Consider the following 17,495-nt stretch of genomic DNA (forward strand, 5'->3'; position numbering starts at 1 on the left):
GGGGCGCCCGGCAGGGGAATGGCGGGCGGCGGGGGAACGTGGCCAAGCCGTTATAGACCGGGGATTTCCGAGGGCACGAAGACGCTGATCCGGAACCGTGCGGAGACCCGGGTGACGGGCGGAAGTCCGGCCAGCTTTTCGGTCAGCGCGGCACGGTCCGTGTGGTGGCCGGCCGGGCCCATGAGCGCCAGGTTGGCCACGTCCTCCGGGGAAAGCGACAGGTCCACGTCGATGTCCCGGGTCGACAGCGGTGCAAAGCGGCCGGCAAGCGCCTCGGCCAGGCGTTCGTCCTTGGCCGGATCGATGCCCAGCAGTCCGGCCTGGCTGGCGACCTCGCCGAGGTGGCCGGCACGCGGCGTCACCACGATCAGCCTGCCGGCGGGCTTGAGGACTCGGGCGAACTCGGCAGCGTTGCGCGGCGCGAACACCACGGTGACGACGTCGACGGCGGCGTCCGGCAGGGGCAGCGGCTGCCAGACGTCACCCACCAGGTTGATGGCTTCCGGGTTCAGCCTGGCGGCGCGGCGCAGGGCGAACTTGGAGATGTCCAGCCCGACGGCGGCAAGCCCTTCGCGACTGTCCCGAGCACCGCTGCCGTCCAAATAGTCCAGGATCGCCCGCAGGTAGTGTCCCGTCCCCGTTCCGGAGTCGAGCACCGCGGGGGCGGGGCCCTGCAGGGCCGGCGCCGCGGCCTGCGCCAGGGCGTCGGCCAACGGCCGGTAGTGGCCGGCGTCGAGGAAGGCTGTCCTTGCCGCAACCATCTCCGCCGTATCCGATTCGAAGGCGGTTCCCTTGCCCACCAGCAGGTTGAAGTACCCCTGCCGGGCGGCGTCGAAGCTGTGCCGCTCCCGGCATGCTAGCGCCCGGACCCGGCCTGTTCCGCCGTCGTGGACGGGCTGGAGGTCCTGGCGGCAGACGGGGCAAAGGAGGACGGGCAGGCGCGAAAGCATGAGGACAATCCTAGGGCAGGCGTTTTCCGTGCCTTCGTTCCGCGCCATGGCCCGACCCGCTAGGCTCACGTGGGTGAAGCCTGAACATTTGCCGCTGCTCAATTCCGTCTCCGCCCCCGCAGTCCTCCCTGACGGCACCAGGGCCGTTGTGTCCGTTGTCCGGCCTGACTTTGCCGCCGACTCGTATGTTGGCCAGCTGTGGAGTGTGCCGCGGGACCCCGAAAAGCTGCCCCGGCGGATCACCCGGGGCTTCCGTGACACGGCGCCCGCGTTTTCGCCGGACGGGCGGGTGCTGGCTTTCCTCCGCGCCAGCCCGGGCGGCAAGCCCCAGCTCCACGTGGTGGAGGCTGCCGGCGGGGAGCCGCAGGCCCTGACCGACAGAAAGATGGGCGTCAGTTCGTTCGCATGGTCGCCGGATTCCACCCGGATCGTCTTCGCGTCCCGGGAGCCGGAAGACGGCCGCTACGGAACGGTCGACGGTGTGGGCTCCGGCGCCGAGGACGCGCGGCTGATCACGGACTACAAGTACCGGATGAACGGTGTGGGCTACACCCGGGACAAGCCCCTGCAGCTTTTCCTGCTCGACGTGCCCGAACTGGGCCGGGAACCCTGGGTCAAGCCAGTGGGGCGCGGCGCCAGGCGGAGCGACAGTGCGGCGGGCAACAACAGCACGGGCAATGACGACGCGCGCCGGGACGACGCGGGCAGCGACAACAGCGAGGCCGGCCGCTCTGCAGCGTCAGGCGGGGAATCCGGTGGGTTCCCGGAGGCACGCCAGCTCACGACGGCGGCAACCGACCACACCGGCGCCACCTTCAGCCGCGACGGCACTGCCGTCTACTTCGTGGCTGCCCTCCACGAGGATGCCGACCAGGATCTGGCCACCGGGATCTACCGGGTGAAGGCCGACGGCGGCACGCCGGCTCTGGTGCCGGTCCCCAACCTGGGTGCCCAGACGGTCTCCGACGTCCGTGAGTCGGCCGACGGGCGCTGGCTGTTCTTCACCGGGCAGGACCTGGGCAGCACCCGCCAGGACTTCGTTGCCAAAAACACGGTCCTGTACTCCATGCCCGCCAGCGGCGGCGACGCCACGGCCCTGAGCGATGCCGAGAACATGGACGTTGCAGCGCCCGGCAACACCATCGGCCTCCGCGGCCAGGACAGTGCGCTGGTACTCAACACCGCCCAGGGGACGGTGGAGCTGCTCGAGTTCAGCGCCACCGGGAACCATTCCCTCCTCGTTCACGGTGACAGGGTGGTCGGCGGAGCCGAGGATGGTGCCGGCACGGTGTTCCTCAGCTACAGCGACGCCGCCACGGCAGGGGACGTGGCCGTCCTCGAAGATGGCCAGCTGCGCCTGCTCAGCGACTTCTCCGCCGCGCTGCGGACTGAAGCGGGCATCATCGAACCGCAGGAATTAACGTTCCCGGCCCCTGACGGCTACCCGGTCCACGGCTGGCTGGTGCTGCCGCCGGGGAAGGGTCCGCACCCCGTGTTGCTGAACATCCATGGCGGACCGTTCGCGCAGTACACCACCGCGTTCTTCGATGAGGCGCAGGTCTACGCCTCGGCCGGCTATGCCGTGCTGATGTGCAATCCGCGCGGCTCGGCCGGCTATGGCCAGGCCCATGGACGGAGCATCAAGGAGCGGATGGGCACGGTGGACATGCAGGACGTGCTGGCCTTCCTGGACGGCAGCCTGGAGAAATTCTCCTCCCTCGACGCCGGCGCCCTCGGCATCATGGGCGGCTCCTACGGCGGGTACCTCACGGCGTGGACCATCAGCCAGGACCACCGGTTCCGGGCAGCCATCGTGGAGCGGGGTTTCCTGGATCCCGTGAGCTTCACGGGCTCGTCGGACATCGGCTGGTTCTTCGGCGGTGAGTATGTCGGCTCAGCAGCGGACCAAGTGGCCGCGCAAAGCCCGATGGCCACGGTCGCCGCGGTCCGGACGCCCACGCTGGTCATCCACAGCGAGGATGACCTCCGTTGCCCGGTGGAACAGGGCCAGCGCTACTTCACTGCGCTCAAGCAGCAGGGCGTCGACTCTTCGTTCCTCGTGTTCCCCGGTGAGGACCACGAGCTGTCGCGCACCGGGACGCCGCATCACCGGCGGCAGCGGTTCGAACACATCCTGGCCTGGTGGGCAAAGTACCTGCCGACGGACAGCAACAGAGGTGAATCCAGCTAGCCCGCAGAATCCGGTGCAGCTTCCCGGCCGGTCTCCACGTATGCCCCTGCGCCGGACGGGAAGCCAAGCTCCCGGCTGGCGGTGCCGATGCCCGGTTCGGCCCAGCGCGCAGCGTATTCGCTGTTGGTGCTGAGTGAGCGGAGCTCGGCGCGGTCGATGTAGAGCCGGCCGTGGAGGTGGTCGGTCTCGTGCTGGACGATCCGCGCCTGCCAGCCGCTGAAGTCCCTGGTGACCTGTCCGCCGTCGGGCGTTACATACTCCAGCCGCACGCTTTCGGCACGCTCGACCACGGCCTGCAAGCCGGACAGTGACAGGCAGCCTTCGAAGAAGGCGGCCGTGCCGGCGCCCACGGGGGAGTAGGACGGATTCAGCATGGCGAAGAACTCCAGCGGTGCCCGGCCCCTTGCCGCTGCAACGGCCTCGTCGATCTCAAACTGGTCCTCGAGGACGGCCAGCTGCAGCGGAACGCCGAGCTGCGGAGCCGCCAGGCCGACGCCGGGAGCGGCATGCATGACCTTCCTCATCAGGACGATCAGCTGGCTGAGTTCCTCGGGCTCCAGCTGGCCCTCAAAGGGAGCGGCGTGCTGCCTGAGGACGGGGTGGCCGGCCTGCACAATAGGCGGCAGGGAGTCCGAGGCCAGCAGTTCCTGCACGGTTTCCCGGATGCGGGCGGGGCTGTAGGACGTAGGCGGGGATGCGTGGACCATGGGGACAGCCTAATGCCGTATCCCACGGTGCTGTGCAGCAGCGTGTCCCGGACAGCGGGCTACTGCATGGTGAAGCGGCGCGCCACCAGGGCATTGAAGGCCGGGATGGCTGCGGCCCGGGCGATCGCCGCGTTCCGGGGGCGCAGCAGAACGTTGGGCAGCGGCCGGCCCAGCGCCATGTTCACCTCGGCCTGGCGCCTGGCGGTGGCTGCCGCGCGGCGCCGTGCGGCGTCGAATTGCCGGAGGGCTGCAATGGCGGGCTGACCGCGCACAATGTCGAGGAGAACCGGCAGCAGCGCTTCGGCGTCCAGCCAGCCGAGGTTCATTCCCTGTCCGCCGATGGGGCTGATCTCATGCGCGGCATCACCGATAAGCGCGGTCCGGCCGGAGACCATGCGCGCGGCCAGCCGGGAGCGGACGCTGAAGCCGCTGAGCATCGTGTTGGCACCGGCGTCCAGCGCCGTCCGGGTCCGGCGGGCGACGAGTCCGGCCAGCTGTTCTGCGTCGGGGCTGGCCGGAGGCTTCCCCAGCCGGACCACCCAGCGGCGGACACTGCCGGGAAGCGGAAAGGACTCCACGATGCCTTCGCTTTCCAGGAAGAGTGCGGCGTCGTGGCCGAAGGGACTGGATTCGGGGAAGTCGCCCATCAGGTAGTGGTCCGGGTACAGTTTCTCCGGCGCTGCGACGCGCAGCAGGGTCCGCACTGTCGAGTAGGCGCCGTCGGCGCCCACGACGAAAGCGGCGGTGCAGCTGGCAGCACCCGCGGCAGTGGTGACGCTGAGGGTGACCCGGCCGCCGTCGTCGTGCATTCCTGTCACGCGGGCGTTCCGGAGCAGCGCCTCGCTGTCCAGCTCCCGGAGCCGCCGCTCCAGCACCTCCTCCGTCACGGGCTGGGGCACGGCGAGGACAAAGGGATACGTATCGGAAACGGCAGCGAACGGCATGCGGGCGATCCTCCGGCCGTTGTTCACGGCGAATCCCTGGCGGATCGGGATGCCCCGGCCGATCAGCTCCTGGGCAACGCCGATGCGCTCCAGGGCGGCGAGGGCCGGCGGATGGATGCCGATGGCCCTGGTGTGCGCGTTCCGTCCGGCCCGCTTTTCCAGGACCCGCACCGCGACCCCCTGCTGCAGGAGCAGCGAGCCGAGGAAGAGGCCAACCGGGCCCCCGCCCACAATCAGCACGTCGGTCATGCCCGGCCCTGCCCGTAGGTATCGTGCCGCCGGTAGCTGAGCAGGCAGTGGAAGGGGGCGTGCGGCTCCACGGTCCAGCCGGCGGGGACGACGGCGGCCAGTTCAGTAACGGTATAACTGCGCCTGATCGAGGTCAGCCCGTCCCCGCGGATGTAGGAGCCGGTGAGCGGCAGCGCGCCGGCACTGAACAGCGCATAGGCGGCCGCACTGCGCCGCAGGTCGTTGTGCAAGGCCAGCCGGCGTGCGAGCCCGGCAGAATCGTCCAGGAAGGACTGCAGCTCCGGCGCGGTCAGGTGGTGCAGCACGTGGTTCGAAATGACGACGTCGTACTGCCGGCCTTCGGCGAGCAGGTCGCCGCTGCTGGCCTGCCTGAACTTTACGCCCGGAACCGGTTTGCGGCGGGCGGCGAAGCGGTAGGCCCTGGCGTCCGGGTCAATCCCGGTCACGTGAAGCGGGATCCTGTCCCTGGCCGCCCAGCGGGCGATCATCACGGCGAGGTCGCCGCCGCCGCAGCCGACGTCCAGCAGCGCGGCCTCGCCGGAGCTAGTGAGCTGCGGCCGCACCCTGGTCCGGTACAGCCGGTGCCAGCCGGCCACCACGCGGTTGACCAGGCCAAACTGCTCATAGGTGCGCCGCAGCCGGTCCGGGTCGCAGTCCGGCCGGTCCATGTCCTCCACGGCTGCCGTGTCCCGCCCGCCAAGAAAACCGGGGCCAAGGATGCCGGCCTCGGGTCCGCCGCCCAGGATCCTCACCGGCGTCAGGCCAGGGACGGCTCGGCCTCGCCGGCACTGTCCCCACCGGCGACGGCGTCGGGTTCATCCGCCGGCTGCGCCACCTTCGTGAACAGGCCGGTTTCCACGGTCAGCCCGGGTCCGAAGGCCATGGAGCAGATGCGTTCGTCCCCCTCCCGCGGCGGAAGGTCCAGGATGTGCTTGAGGACGAAGAGCACCGTGGCGCTGCTCATGTTGCCGTAGTTCCGCAGCGTTTCGCGCGCCGGCAGCAGTTGCTCGTCCGAGAGGTCCAGCCGGGACTGCACCTTGTCCAGGATGCTGCGGCCGCCAGGGTGGATGGCCCAGTGCGTGATGTCGCGATAGGGGAGTTCCCGCAGCGAGGGGTCGCGTGCCAGCAGCGGCTCGAGGGCGCCCACGATGTGGTCATCGATGATGTGCGGCACGTAGTTGCCGAGCACCATTTCAAAGCCCTCATCGCCGATGTTCCAGGCCATCGAATCCTCGCCCACGGGCGTCAGGACGGTCTCGAAGTGGTCCAGCTGGAGCAGCGGCGGATTCGCGAGGTCATTCCGGGCCGTCACCACGGCCGCCGCGGCGCCGTCCGCAAACAAGGCAGATCCCATGATCGTGTCCGGGTCGTTGGAGGTGCGCACGTGCAGGGAACAGAGCTCGGCGCACACAACCAGAACGACCGCCGTCGGATCCGCCTCACAGAAGGACTTCGCCGCGCGAAGCGCGGGAAAGGCGGCGTAACAGCCCATGAACCCGAGATGGTAGCGCTGCACCGCGGGGTTAAGCCCCAGGGCGCGGACGATCTTGTAATCCGGCCCGGGGTTGAAGAAACCGGTGCAGGAGACCGTGACGAGGTGGGTGATGTCCAGCCGATCAATGCCGTCGCACTTGGAAACGGCCGCGTCCGCCGCCTCGATAAAGAGCTTCGTTGCCTCCTCGGCGAAGAGGTTGTTGCGTGCCTTGGTGCTGGGGCTTCGCAGCAGGCCGGTCTGCGAATCGAAGAACTGCGGATCTTCGGCGTCGGAGTCCCGCGTCAGCTCGCGCACCGCGGTGTACCGGGTATCGATGGCCGCGGAATCGAAGCAGGTGGTCACGAGCCGGGAGCCAAGGCGGGTCAGCCCTGGCTGGGCGGCGAACACGTCACGGGCCTCGTGCTGGATGAGCAGAGTCGGAGGAACTGCAGTTTCAAGAGCTCTCACATAGACCGTCATCCGTTCATTCTTAACGAGGGCGAACGGTTAAGACAATGGATTGGACTGGACAACTCCGGCGGGAGGTAGCACCATCTCGACTGTGACCAGCAAGCCCGCCGAAACACAGCGCCTGGAGGATCTGGCGCGCCTTCGCCGTGTCCGTGACCGCATCGACCGGGAGTACGCCCGGCCACTGGACGTGGAGGCGCTTGCCCGCGGCGTGAACATTTCGGCCGGGCACCTTAGCCGCCAGTTCCGGGAAGCGTACGGCGAGTCGCCGTATTCCTACCTGATGACGCGACGCATTGAACGGGCAATGGCGCTGCTGCGGCGCGGCGACCTCAGCGTCACGGAGGTGTGCTTCGCCGTCGGCTGTTCCTCGCTGGGCACGTTCAGCACCCGCTTCACCGAGCTGGTCGGCATGCCACCCAGTGCATACCGGACGCAGGCGGCGGGGGAGGCGGCGGGAATGCCCCCGTGTGTGGTGAAACAGGTGAGCAGACCGGTCAGGAATCGAGAAGCGGTCCTGCCCGGCCGTCCCTAGACTGATCGGCATGAACCTCACCATTCACTACACTTTCCTTCCCCATAACGACGCCGACGCCTCCCTGGCGTTCTACCGCGACACCCTCGGTTTTGAGCTCCGAAACGACGTGGGGTACGGCGGGATGCGCTGGCTCACCATGGGTCCGCCCGACCAGCCCGGCACCTCCGTGGTCCTGGAACCGCCGGCTGCCGATCCCGGCATCACCGAGGACGAGCGGCGAATCATCACCGAGATGATGGCCAAGGGCACCTACGCGCGCCTGGTCCTCGGCACCCCGGACCTGGACGGCACCTTCGACAAGGTGCAGGCCAGCGGCGCCGAGGTGGTCCAGGAGCCCACTGACCAGCCCTACGGCGTCCGCGACTGCGCCTTCCGCGATCCGGCAGGCAACCTGATCCGCATCAACGAGGTCCGCTAGGAGTTGCTGTTGCCGCCGCCGGGCGAAGGAACAAGAATCAGACATGGTGCGGCCCGGCGGCCTTCGCCCGATTTCCGCGGCCTGCCATCCGCCTGACAGCTGCTATCCGCCTAACAGATGGGAACACGATGACCATAACGACCAGGACGGACACGCAGTCCTCCGGACTGCACGCTGCCGACGGCCACGACCTGATCCGCGTGCAGGGTGCGCGCGTGAACAACCTCAAGGACGTCAGCGTCGAAATCCCGAAGCGCCGCCTGACCGTGTTCACCGGCGTCTCCGGCTCCGGCAAAAGCTCGCTGGTGTTCGGCACGATCGCCGCGGAGTCGCAGCGGATGATCAATGAAACCTACAGCGCGTTCGTGCAGGGCTTCATGCCGACGCTTTCCCGGCCCGAGGTTGATGTGCTGGAGGGCCTGACCACAGCGATCATCGTCGACCAGGAGCGGATGGGCGCAAACCCCCGGTCCACCGTCGGCACCGCGACAGACGCCAACGCGATGCTGCGGATCCTTTTCAGCAGGCTCGGCCACCCTCATATCGGCTCACCCAACGCGTACTCCTTCAACATCCCGACCGTGAAGGCCAGCGGCGCGATCACCGTGGAGCGCGGCAACAAGACCAAGGCGGAGAAGGCGACCTTTAACCGGCTCGGCGGCATGTGTCCGCGCTGCGAGGGGATGGGCAACGTCAGCGACTTCGACCTGACGGCGCTGTACGACGACAGTAAGTCGCTCAGCCAAGGTGCCCTGACCATCCCGGGCTACAGCATGGACGGCTGGTACGGCCGGATCTTCGCCGGTGCCGGCTTCAACATGGACAAGCCGATCAGCAAGTTCACCAAGAAGGAACTCCACGACCTGCTCTACAAGGAGCCGACGAAGATCAAGGTTGAGGGCATCAACCTGACCTACGAGGGCATCATCCCCAAGATCCAGAAGTCGATGCTGTCCAAGGACGTGGACGCGCTACAGCCGCACGTCCGCGCCTTCGTCGAGCGGGCCATCACGTTCACCATCTGTCCCGACTGCGGCGGCACCCGGCTCAGCCAGGAGGCGTTGTCGTCGAAGATCAGGGGCAAGAACATTGCCGATGTCTGCGCCATGCAGATCACCGACCTCGCCGACTGGGTGCGTGACCTGGACGAGCCGTCCGTGGCGCCGCTGCTCGCGGGCCTGCAGCACCTGCTGGACTCGTTCGCCGAAATCGGGCTGGGCTACCTCTCACTGGACCGGCCGTCGGGGACGCTGTCCGGGGGAGAATCCCAGCGCACCAAGATGATCCGTCATTTGGGCTCGTCGCTCACGGACGTCACCTACGTCTTCGATGAGCCCACGATCGGCCTGCATCCCCACGACATCGAGCGGATGAATTCCCTTCTGCTCCAGCTGCGCGACAAGGGCAACACCGTACTCGTCGTCGAGCACAAGCCGGAAAGCATTGCCATTGCCGACCACATCGTCGACCTCGGGCCCGGTGCCGGTACGGGGGGCGGCACCGTCTGCTTCGAAGGCACCGTTGAGGGGCTGCGGGGGAGTGACACCATCACCGGCCGGCACCTCGATGACCGGGCGCAGCTGAAGGATTCGGTGCGGCCCGCGTCCGGCGCGCTGGAAATTCGCGGGGCGTCATCGAACAACCTGAAGAACGTCGACGTCGACATCCCGCTCGGTGTGCTGTGCGTGCTGACCGGCGTGGCCGGTTCCGGCAAAAGCTCGCTGATCCACGGCTCGGTTGCCAAGCGCGACGGCGTGGTGGTGATCGACCAGACCGGCATCCGGGGTTCGCGCCGCAGCAACCCCGCCACCTACACCGGGCTGCTCGAACCGATCCGCAAAGCGTTCGCCAAGGCCAACGGCGTGAAGCCGGCCTTGTTCAGCTCCAACTCGGAGGGCGCCTGCCCCACCTGCAACGGCGCCGGGGTCATCTACACGGACCTGGGCGTCATGGCCACCGTCGAGACCACCTGCGAGGAATGCGACGGCAAGCGGTTCCAGGCGGCGGTGCTGGAGTTCACCCTGGGCGGCCGGAACATCGCCGAGGTGCTGGCGATGTCGGTGGCGGAGGCCGAGCAGTTCTTCGAAGACGGTGATGCGCGCACTCCGGCAGCCCACAAGATCCTCGACCGGCTGGCCGACGTCGGGCTTGGCTACCTCACCCTCGGCCAGCCGCTCACCACACTGTCCGGCGGCGAGCGGCAGCGGCTCAAGCTGGCCGCACAGATGGCCGACAGGGGCGATGTCTACATCCTCGACGAACCCACCACCGGCCTGCATCTCGCCGACGTCGAAAACCTCCTCGGCCTGCTCGACCGGCTCGTCGATTCGGGCAAGTCGGTGATCGTCATCGAACACCACCAGGCGGTCATGGCACACGCGGACTGGATCATCGACCTCGGCCCCGGCGCGGGGCACGACGGCGGCAGGATCGTCTTCGAGGGATCGCCGGCTGATCTGGTGGCCGGCAGGTCAACGCTGACTGGCGAGCACCTCGCGGCCTACGTCGGCGCCAGCTGACAGGCCCTGCGTGACCTGACAGACCAGCGCGAACGTACACTTGTGGCCCCAAAATCAGCCGGATTTGGGGCCACAGGTGTACGTTCGCGCTGAACCGGTACGCTACGCTGCCGGGGCCGGCAGGACGGCCAGCCCGTCGGCAACAACCCTGCCCCCGTGGATGACGGTGCGGTCGGCGCCCCGGTCCATGACGGTGCTCGTGACGGTTTCGCCGTCGACCAGAACGATGTCTGCCGGGTCTCCGACGGCGAGGCCGGGCCGGTCGTCGGGGCTTGTCAGGCGCTGGACCGAGCGGTCCATGATGGAGGCGCCCCCGACTGTGGCGATGGCAGCGCAGTGCTCGATCAGGCGGTCCTTGCGCAGCCGGTGGGTGAACGCCAGCTGCCAAGTCCGGTCCAGCATGTCGCAGTTGCCGTACGGGCTCCAGTAGTCCCGCTGGCCGTCCTCGCCCAGCCCCACCCTGATCCCGGCGTCGGTCATCTGGGCCAGGTCGAACTGGGTACCGCCGCTTGCCGGAGCGACCGTCGCCCAGGCAACGTCAAGTTCGGCCATCTGCTCCACGAGCCGGGCGGTCACGTCGGGGTGGACGTTGGCCAGGTCGTAGGCGTGGGAGAGTGAGACGCGGCCCTCCATGCCCAGTGCCCGGGTGCGTTCAAAAATAAGTTCCGCGCTGAAAACCCCGAGGTGACCGGGCTCGTGCAGGTGGATGTCGACGTCGACCCCGTACTTCTCGGCGAGGCCGAAAACGATGTCCAGGTGGCGCACCGGGTCCCGGTCCAGCTGGCAGGGATCAATACCGCCGATCGTCGTGGCACCGGCGCGCAGGGCCTCCTCAAGGAGGGGGACGGTGCCGTCCTCCAGCAGCAGGCCGGCCTGGGGGAAGGCCATGATCTCCACTGTTGCGGCGCCGGCGAAGCGCTCCCTGGCAGCCATGACCGCCTCGAAGCGATCCAGCTTGCAGTCGACGTCGATCTGGGCGTAGGAACGGACGCGTGTGGTGCCCCGCGCAATCATCCGTTCCAGCGTTCCCGCCACCACCTCCGGGTACGGGATCGGGGTGTTCCGCCAGTTCTCCCGGTCGTTGCACATCATGTTCCACACCCCGGGCGCCCCCGTGTGCTCGCGGAACGGCAGCCCTATCCTCGTGGAATCGAGGTGGACATGGACGTCGGTGAACGCCGGAAGCGCGATCCGGTTGCGCCCGTCCACTGCGTCACCGGCCGTCCCGGCATTTACGACGGCGGTGCCTCCCGGGTGAAGGGCGGCTATCCGCCCTTCCCGGACCTCGACGTCCACCGAGCCCCCGCCCCACGGGCGGACATTGGTGATCAGCATGGTCATTCCTTTCGTACTAGAAGTTCAGGGCAACCTGCGCGATGGCTGCCGCGGCTACGAAGCTCGCCGTGAAGGTCATCAGTGCGACGACGATGATCTTCCAGCTCAGTGACCGCAGAGCCTTGACGTCCCGGCCGAGCGACATGCCGATGAGGGCAATCATGGGCAGGCCGGCAAACAGAACGTTGATGTTGTGCGTGGCGGAAGCAATGAACGGGCCGATGGGCATGAAGGTCGCGGAGGCAAGGGTGGCCAGGGCCAGCACCCAGATGCTGGACGGGACCGCCGGGACGAGCTTGGCAAGGACAAGAGCGACGGCGGTCAGGGCGAGGAGGATGAGCACGCCGACCACATCCAGGGGCCGCAGGGAGCCGGTGCCGAGGGCGTTGAGCAGCACACCCGCCACGCCCGCCGCGGCAAAGGCGGTGAGCCACGTCCACGGTGTCCGGACAACGGTGGGGTCCTCCTCGACGCCGTTGACATCCACGGTTTCTGCGTCCGGTTCCTCATCCGGATCAGCTGCCGCGCCGGCCGGCTTTGCGCTGGCCCCGCTCCTTGCTCCAACAGCATTCATTCCGCCGAGAGCACTGGCCATGAGCGGCCCCCTGATGCGCCGGCCGAGGTCGTCACGGCCAAAGATACGGGACCACATCCGGTAGAGCTTCTGGCACATCGGCAGTGCGATGAACACGCCTGCGTAGAAGCCGACGATGTTGGTGACGAGGTTGGACAGGGCCGCGAGCGCCATGATTTCCCCTGCCATCTCCGGATACAGGATGGACAGGGCGCCGACGCCGCCAAGCATCATCGAGGCGGACCCGAGGCCGAGGCCCAGCGCGAGGGCCCGCGGGTCAAAGAAGTCCAGTCCGCCTAGGAGGCCTGCCAGGAGGGAGATGAAGACGGCGCCGAAGACGCTGCCGAGCACCCACACGCCGAAGACGCCGCGGTACTCCGGGGAGCGCACGCCGAAGCGTTGAATGGCGAAGGCAAGATAGGACTCACGGTCGATGGACCAGGTGGCTCCGATCGCCGTGCGGCCCAACCCGAGCGCAACTGCCACCGGCAGAGCGAGGATTACCGTGCCCACCACGTGGCCGACTTCCTGAAGGAGGATTGCGGGTCCGATATTAGTGAACTTGGTCAGCGACGGGCCTATTTGGCTGCCCAGGCCGGCGAGGAAGAAAACGATGGACACGTCCATCAGGTGGGTGGACACGGCCCGTGCCCGCCCGCCGACTGGCCTCCATTTCTGGACACCAAGGAATCCTCCGATGAGAACAGTCCAGAGGATGGGCATCAGGACGATCGCGGCCGGACCAAGGTGGAACTTGTGGGTCCCGACCATGATGGCAAGGGCACAAACGGCCGTCGAGATTCCGATCATTGCCAGCCATATGGCGGGGCGGGCGCGGAAAGGACGTGGTGGTGCTGGGTCGAGCAGGGCGGTCGGGGAGTTGGCTGTGGTCTTCGCTTCATTGCGCATGACGCGTGCCTTTCAAGGGGTTTTTGGGGAGGAACTGGTGGAGTGAGTTCTGGGGACCGGGAGGCTCTTCATCCCGCTGGTATACCAAATGACTGTATACTCGCTTTCAGTGAGAGGCAAGTCACATTCTTCCGATGGCGGGAAAAATCCTCACACCTGTGCAAGTCCCACCTGTGCAAGGAGGCACACATGTTCACGAAAATCTCAGCCCGATACGTCCTGGGCTCTGACGGAAACCAGCACACGCTCATTGAGGACGGGGAAGTCGTGTTCCACGGTGACGCGATCGTCTTCGTGGGCCACAACTACAGCGGACCGGTGGACGAGGAACATGATTACGGGCAGAGCCTGATCATGCCTGGCCTGATTGACCTCGATGCACTGGCTGACATCGACCACCTCATTCTTGACTCCTGGCCGTCACCCGGCGTGGCGCCCGGCCACCTGTGGTCCGAGGACTACTTTGCCAACCGCCGCCGGGATGTTTTCACGAGGGCTGAGCGGGCGAAGGTCCGCGAGTTCGCCCTGGCACAGCTCGCCCTGCACGGGATCACGACCTACATGCCGATTGCCTCCGAGATCCACAGTTCCTGGGCCGACAGCTTCGAGGAGCTGGTGGACATGGCGGAGACCAGCCGGCGCATGGGGCTCCGCGGCTTCCTCGGGCCGGCTTACCGGTCCGGCGTCCACACCACCACCGCCGAAGGAACCCGTGCCGTCCTTTTCGACGAAGCCGAGGGGATCGCGGGACTCCGCGACGCCGAAAGATTCCTGGACTACGCTGCGGGCCTCGCGGACCCGCTCGTCACCGGGGTATTACTGCCATGCCGCATCGAGACCCTCTCCGAAAACATCATGCGGGAAACAGCACGCATCGCCCGCGAAAGGGACGCAATCGTCCGTCTCCACTGCCTTCAGTCCCCGCTGGAGGACGGGCTCCTGCAGCAGTCCGCAGGCAGGGGAGTCCTCGAACTCCTTGAATCGACGGGACTTTTCGGCACCCGCCTGCTCATTCCGCACGGCGTGGTGATCGACGGCAAGGACCCCGACGCAGTTGCCCCAGGAGGGCCGCTGGACCTGCTCGCCAGACATAGCGTCAGCATCGTCCACTGTCCGCTGACCTCCTTCCGGTACCAGAAGCAGCTGGTCTCGTTCGACCGATTCCGCGCGGCAGGCGTCAACATGTGCCTGGGCACCGACTCCTTCCCGCCGGACCTTGTGCGGGGCATCGACGTCGGCATGCACCTGGCCCGGCTCGTGGAGGAACGGCCCGACGCCGGAAGCCTGGCGGATTACTTCGACGCAGCCACCCTGGGCGGAGCACGCGCCCTCGGCCGGGCTGACCTGGGCCGGCTTGCCCCCGGGATGCAGGCCGACATCGCCGTGGTCTCGCTGGGACATTTTGGCGACGGCGTCGTCGAGGATCCCCTGCGGACCCTGGTCCTGAACGGCACGGCGCGCCAAGTGACAGACACGTTCGTGGCGGGACGTCCCGTCGTCATTGGGGGCGCCCTGCCCGGCGTAGACCTCGAGGCGCTGCGCGCCGACGGGCAGCTGCTCTTCGACCGGATGCGGGCTGCCTACTCCGAGCGGGACGTACAGCGCAGAGAGCCGGACCAGCTCTTTCCGCCCGTGTACCGGCCCGCGCGGATTGCGATGACGACGCCAAGCAGCTAGTCCACCGCTATTGTTTTGGTATACCAAAACCAGTATCCTGAGGTCATTCGATCTCGGCTGCAACCCGGAGCGGCAGCTCCCTGGCGCTTGGCAGAACACCCCGTCCCTGACTTACTGACGAGACCCCGCTCCTATGGCGGGGCCCACCCCCTTTGGAGAGAACAATGTGCCTGCACGACCACACCCCGGCCGCCCCTCCCGCAGCTGCCGTCCCGCGACGCGGCATTCTGGCCGGGGCGGCCGCGCTGGCCGGAATCTCAATGGCCAGCCTTGCAGCGCAGCTCGGCAGCGCGCCCGCGGCGGAGGCAACAGGCAACGCCTCAAACTCCAGCCGCAGGCGCCCGGCTCACCTACGCCCATGATCATCGAGGGCGGGACCATCGTGGACCCCAAGACGGGCAATGCAGTGGAAGACGGCGTCCTCGTTCTCGAAGAAGGCCGGGTCAGAGCCGTCGGCAGCCGTGACGAAACGCGGCGTGCCGTCGCCGCCCTGGCAGGCAGGGCCACGACAGTGGACGCCTCCGGCCGCTGGGTGGTTCCGGGCCTCATCGACGTGCACGTGCATGCCAATGCACTGTCCGATGCTGCCACCATCCTGCAGGCCGGGGCGACCAGCGTCAGGAGCGGATCCAGCAGCTTCTACCAGGACGTGGCGCTGGCCGCCCTGCCCGAGTGGGCGGCCGGCGCGTCGCCCCGCATGAGCCCGGCAGGGCTGTTCATTTCGCCCGAGTTGGGGGAGTCGCTCCTGGCGGACCCGGACCTTGGGCAGCTTGCAGCCCTGCACGGGGGAGTCACCGAACCTGCGGACCTCGCTTACCTCGCCCGCGTCAACCTCAAACGGGGCGCCAAGGTCCTCAAGACCCGGGCCAATCCACGGGCGGGTCTTCCGGAGCAGGATCCACGGGAACTCGTCTACGACTACGACCAGCTGTCCGCGGTGGTCGCAGCCGCAGGCAAAGCGGGTGTCCTCTGCCACGCGTACAGCGCGGAGGGGATCGACGGTGCAGTGCGCGCGGGTGTGCGCAGCATCGAGCATGGCGTTTTCGTAACCGAGCAGACCATCTCCCGGATGGCCAGCCGCGGGACGTACTTCACGCCCACCCTGGACGCCATCAACAGCATGGCAGGATCCTCCGACCCCGTTCTGGCGGCGCGGGGCCGGGAATACACGCCGATCATCAAGGAAGCGGTGCGGGCAGCCCACGAAGCCGGTGTGACGGTCGTGGCTGGGACCGATTCCTTCGGGTCCGAGGTGACGCCGATCGGCACCGAGGTGCGGCTTCTTGTTGAGGCCGGGCTTTCACCGCTGGATGCCCTGCGGGCGGCAACGGTCAATGCCGCCGCCCTGCTGGGCTGGAGCGCCGACGCCGGGCGTCTGCTCCGCGGTTCGTATGCTGACGCCGTCATCGTGAACGCAGATCCGCTCAGCAGTGCCACGGCGCTGGAACAGATCGCTGCCGTCGTGGCGCAGGGTGTCCTGGTGCGGAACGACCTCTAACCTCCCGCCCTGACCGCCCCCTTATCCAGAAAGCGATCCATGACCCTGATCCTCACTGCTTCCGAGCTCCAGGCCCTGGCCGACATGCCGGGGACCATCGCCGCCGTCGAACGCGTCTTTGCCGGCCTCAGCCGGGGGACGGCAGTCCAGCCGGCGCCTGCTTCGCTCGTGCTGCCGTCCTCCGATGCGAGGTTTTTGCCGATGGCGGCGCTGTCCGGCACCGAGGAACTCGCCTCCGTGAAGCTGCTGGCAGACATCCCGGCCAACGGGGCGGCCAACCTGCCCACGCAGCGGTCCACGATCATGCTCGTGTCCCAGCTGACCGGCGAAACCCTGGCCATCCTCGACGGCAAAGTACCCACCCGGGTCCGCACTGCAGCCGCCAGTGCCGTCGCCACGAAGCTCCTCGCGAGGCCCGGCAGCACCACGTTGGGGCTCGTGGGTGCCGGGGCCCTGGCTGTGGCCCATGTGGAAGCCATGCTTGCCGTGCTGCCCATTGAGAACGTTGTGGTGTGGTCCCGTTCGACGGCCACCGTCGAAGCCTTCTGCCACGAGGTTTCCCGGTACGGGCTCAACATCGCGCGTGCCTCCAGTGTCCGGGAAGTCGTGGAAGGCGCCGACGTCCTGTGCACCCTCACGCCGGCAGTTGAACCGCTGGTGAAGGGGGAGTGGTTCCGGCCAGGACTGCACGTCAACGCCGTCGGGTCCCGCCCCCGGCCGGACCACCGGGAGATCGATTCAGCCGGCATGGTGCGGGCGCGGGTCTTCGTGGACAGCCTCGCCACGGCAAAGGCGAAATCCGGGGGACTGATCATCCCGGTGGCGGAAGGCGTGATGACTTTCGACGACGTGAAAGCCGAACTCGGTGACGTGGCGGCCGGGACAAAAGCAGGGCGCCTGGCGGACGAGGACGTAACCTTGTTCAATTCGGTGGGTATCGGTCTGCAGGATCTGGCCATCGGCCGGCTCCTGTACGACGCTGCGCTCAACCAGGGGATCGGCACCCACGTGGAGCTGAATAACTGAGGCGGGCGGAATGAA

Annotated in this window: 14 protein-coding genes; 7 read left to right on the forward strand and 7 right to left on the reverse strand. The window is 67.6% G+C overall.

Annotation, left to right across the window (positions count from 1 at the left end):
• Nucleotides 1-50: 50 nt before the first annotated feature.
• Complete coding sequence (locus tag ACFTR6_RS03575; protein ID WP_377956904.1) at nt 51-950, reverse strand: putative RNA methyltransferase; 900 nt, start codon at nt 948-950, stop codon at nt 51-53.
• 73 nt (nt 951-1,023) lie between these two features.
• Here ACFTR6_RS03575 and ACFTR6_RS03580 point away from each other — a divergent pair, with 73 nt between their 5' ends.
• The gene (locus ACFTR6_RS03580; protein ID WP_377956905.1) at nt 1,024-3,141 is read left to right on the forward strand and encodes a S9 family peptidase; all 2,118 of its coding nucleotides are present in this window, start codon (nt 1,024-1,026) and stop codon (nt 3,139-3,141) included.
• Here ACFTR6_RS03580 and ACFTR6_RS03585 read toward each other — a convergent pair.
• From ACFTR6_RS03585 to ACFTR6_RS03600, 4 genes are read right to left on the reverse strand one after another with little or no spacing between them, the layout of a single operon-like run.
• Nucleotides 3,138-3,848, reverse strand: a complete 711-nt coding sequence (locus ACFTR6_RS03585) for a peptide deformylase (RefSeq protein ID WP_377956906.1) — start codon at nt 3,846-3,848, stop codon at nt 3,138-3,140. The genes ACFTR6_RS03580 and ACFTR6_RS03585 overlap by 4 nt on opposite strands.
• Nucleotides 3,849-3,907: 59 nt before the next feature.
• A complete protein-coding gene (locus ACFTR6_RS03590; protein WP_377956907.1) occupies nt 3,908-5,041 on the reverse strand; it encodes an FAD-dependent oxidoreductase in 1,134 nt (377 codons plus the stop codon).
• A complete protein-coding gene (locus tag ACFTR6_RS03595) occupies nt 5,038-5,793 on the reverse strand; it encodes a class I SAM-dependent methyltransferase (RefSeq protein ID WP_377956908.1) in 756 nt (251 codons plus the stop codon). Before ACFTR6_RS03595 ends, ACFTR6_RS03590 begins: the two co-directional genes overlap by 4 nt.
• A gap of 5 nt (nt 5,794-5,798) precedes the next feature.
• A complete protein-coding gene (locus tag ACFTR6_RS03600; RefSeq protein WP_377956909.1) occupies nt 5,799-6,995 on the reverse strand; it encodes a type III polyketide synthase in 1,197 nt (398 codons plus the stop codon).
• 82 nt (nt 6,996-7,077) lie between these two features.
• Here ACFTR6_RS03600 and ACFTR6_RS03605 point away from each other — a divergent pair, with 82 nt between their 5' ends.
• From ACFTR6_RS03605 to ACFTR6_RS03615, 3 genes are all read left to right on the forward strand, one after another.
• On the forward strand, nt 7,078-7,521 hold the full coding sequence (locus ACFTR6_RS03605) for a helix-turn-helix transcriptional regulator (protein ID WP_377956910.1): 444 nt from the start codon (nt 7,078-7,080) through the stop codon (nt 7,519-7,521).
• A gap of 10 nt (nt 7,522-7,531) precedes the next feature.
• A complete protein-coding gene (locus tag ACFTR6_RS03610; RefSeq protein WP_377956911.1) occupies nt 7,532-7,942 on the forward strand; it encodes a VOC family protein in 411 nt (136 codons plus the stop codon).
• Between the two features lie 128 nt (nt 7,943-8,070).
• On the forward strand, nt 8,071-10,461 hold the full coding sequence (locus ACFTR6_RS03615) for an ATP-binding cassette domain-containing protein (RefSeq protein WP_377956912.1): 2,391 nt from the start codon (nt 8,071-8,073) through the stop codon (nt 10,459-10,461).
• A gap of 102 nt (nt 10,462-10,563) precedes the next feature.
• Here the strand turns inward: ACFTR6_RS03615 and ACFTR6_RS03620 are convergent, their stop codons facing one another.
• Together ACFTR6_RS03620 and ACFTR6_RS03625 are read right to left on the reverse strand one after the other, a co-directional pair.
• On the reverse strand, nt 10,564-11,796 hold the full coding sequence (locus ACFTR6_RS03620) for an amidohydrolase family protein (protein ID WP_377956913.1): 1,233 nt from the start codon (nt 11,794-11,796) through the stop codon (nt 10,564-10,566).
• Between the two features lie 16 nt (nt 11,797-11,812).
• Nucleotides 11,813-13,279 carry a DUF3100 domain-containing protein gene (locus tag ACFTR6_RS03625; protein ID WP_377956914.1) on the reverse strand — a complete coding sequence of 489 codons (1,467 nt, stop codon included), beginning with the start codon at nt 13,277-13,279 and terminating at the stop codon, nt 11,813-11,815.
• A 189-nt stretch (nt 13,280-13,468) separates the two neighbouring features.
• On the opposite strand from ACFTR6_RS03625, the gene ACFTR6_RS03630 reads away from it, so the two are divergent.
• The 3 genes from ACFTR6_RS03630 to ACFTR6_RS03640 all read left to right on the forward strand — a co-directional run bounded on the left by ACFTR6_RS03630 (nt 13,469) and on the right by ACFTR6_RS03640 (nt 17,480).
• Nucleotides 13,469-14,956 carry an amidohydrolase family protein gene (locus tag ACFTR6_RS03630; RefSeq protein WP_377956915.1) on the forward strand — a complete coding sequence of 496 codons (1,488 nt, stop codon included), beginning with the start codon at nt 13,469-13,471 and terminating at the stop codon, nt 14,954-14,956.
• 358 nt (nt 14,957-15,314) lie between these two features.
• A complete protein-coding gene (locus ACFTR6_RS03635) occupies nt 15,315-16,454 on the forward strand; it encodes an amidohydrolase family protein (protein ID WP_377956916.1) in 1,140 nt (379 codons plus the stop codon).
• 39 nt (nt 16,455-16,493) lie between these two features.
• Nucleotides 16,494-17,480 carry an ornithine cyclodeaminase family protein gene (locus tag ACFTR6_RS03640; protein ID WP_377956917.1) on the forward strand — a complete coding sequence of 329 codons (987 nt, stop codon included), beginning with the start codon at nt 16,494-16,496 and terminating at the stop codon, nt 17,478-17,480.
• Nucleotides 17,481-17,495: the final 15 nt, after the last annotated feature.

It is taken from the genome of Arthrobacter sp. NPDC057009, from assembly GCF_042673905.1.
Classification (GTDB): Bacteria; Actinomycetota; Actinomycetes; order Actinomycetales; family Micrococcaceae; genus Arthrobacter.

Coding starts and splice junctions, on each gene's coding strand:
- ACFTR6_RS03630 (WP_377956915.1), top strand. CDS start 13,469: ATGTTCACGAAAATCTCAGCCCGATACGTCCTGGGCTCTGACGGAAAC.
- ACFTR6_RS03615 (WP_377956912.1), top strand. CDS start 8,071: ATGACCATAACGACCAGGACGGACACGCAGTCCTCCGGACTGCACGCT.
- ACFTR6_RS03640 (WP_377956917.1), top strand. CDS start 16,494: ATGACCCTGATCCTCACTGCTTCCGAGCTCCAGGCCCTGGCCGACATG.
- ACFTR6_RS03600 (WP_377956909.1), bottom strand. CDS start 6,995: ATGACGGTCTATGTGAGAGCTCTTGAAACTGCAGTTCCTCCGACTCTG.
- ACFTR6_RS03620 (WP_377956913.1), bottom strand. CDS start 11,796: ATGCTGATCACCAATGTCCGCCCGTGGGGCGGGGGCTCGGTGGACGTC.
- ACFTR6_RS03635 (WP_377956916.1), top strand. CDS start 15,315: ATGATCATCGAGGGCGGGACCATCGTGGACCCCAAGACGGGCAATGCA.
- ACFTR6_RS03590 (WP_377956907.1), bottom strand. CDS start 5,041: ATGACCGACGTGCTGATTGTGGGCGGGGGCCCGGTTGGCCTCTTCCTC.
- ACFTR6_RS03625 (WP_377956914.1), bottom strand. CDS start 13,279: ATGCGCAATGAAGCGAAGACCACAGCCAACTCCCCGACCGCCCTGCTC.
- ACFTR6_RS03585 (WP_377956906.1), bottom strand. CDS start 3,848: ATGGTCCACGCATCCCCGCCTACGTCCTACAGCCCCGCCCGCATCCGG.
- ACFTR6_RS03610 (WP_377956911.1), top strand. CDS start 7,532: ATGAACCTCACCATTCACTACACTTTCCTTCCCCATAACGACGCCGAC.
- ACFTR6_RS03575 (WP_377956904.1), bottom strand. CDS start 950: ATGCTTTCGCGCCTGCCCGTCCTCCTTTGCCCCGTCTGCCGCCAGGAC.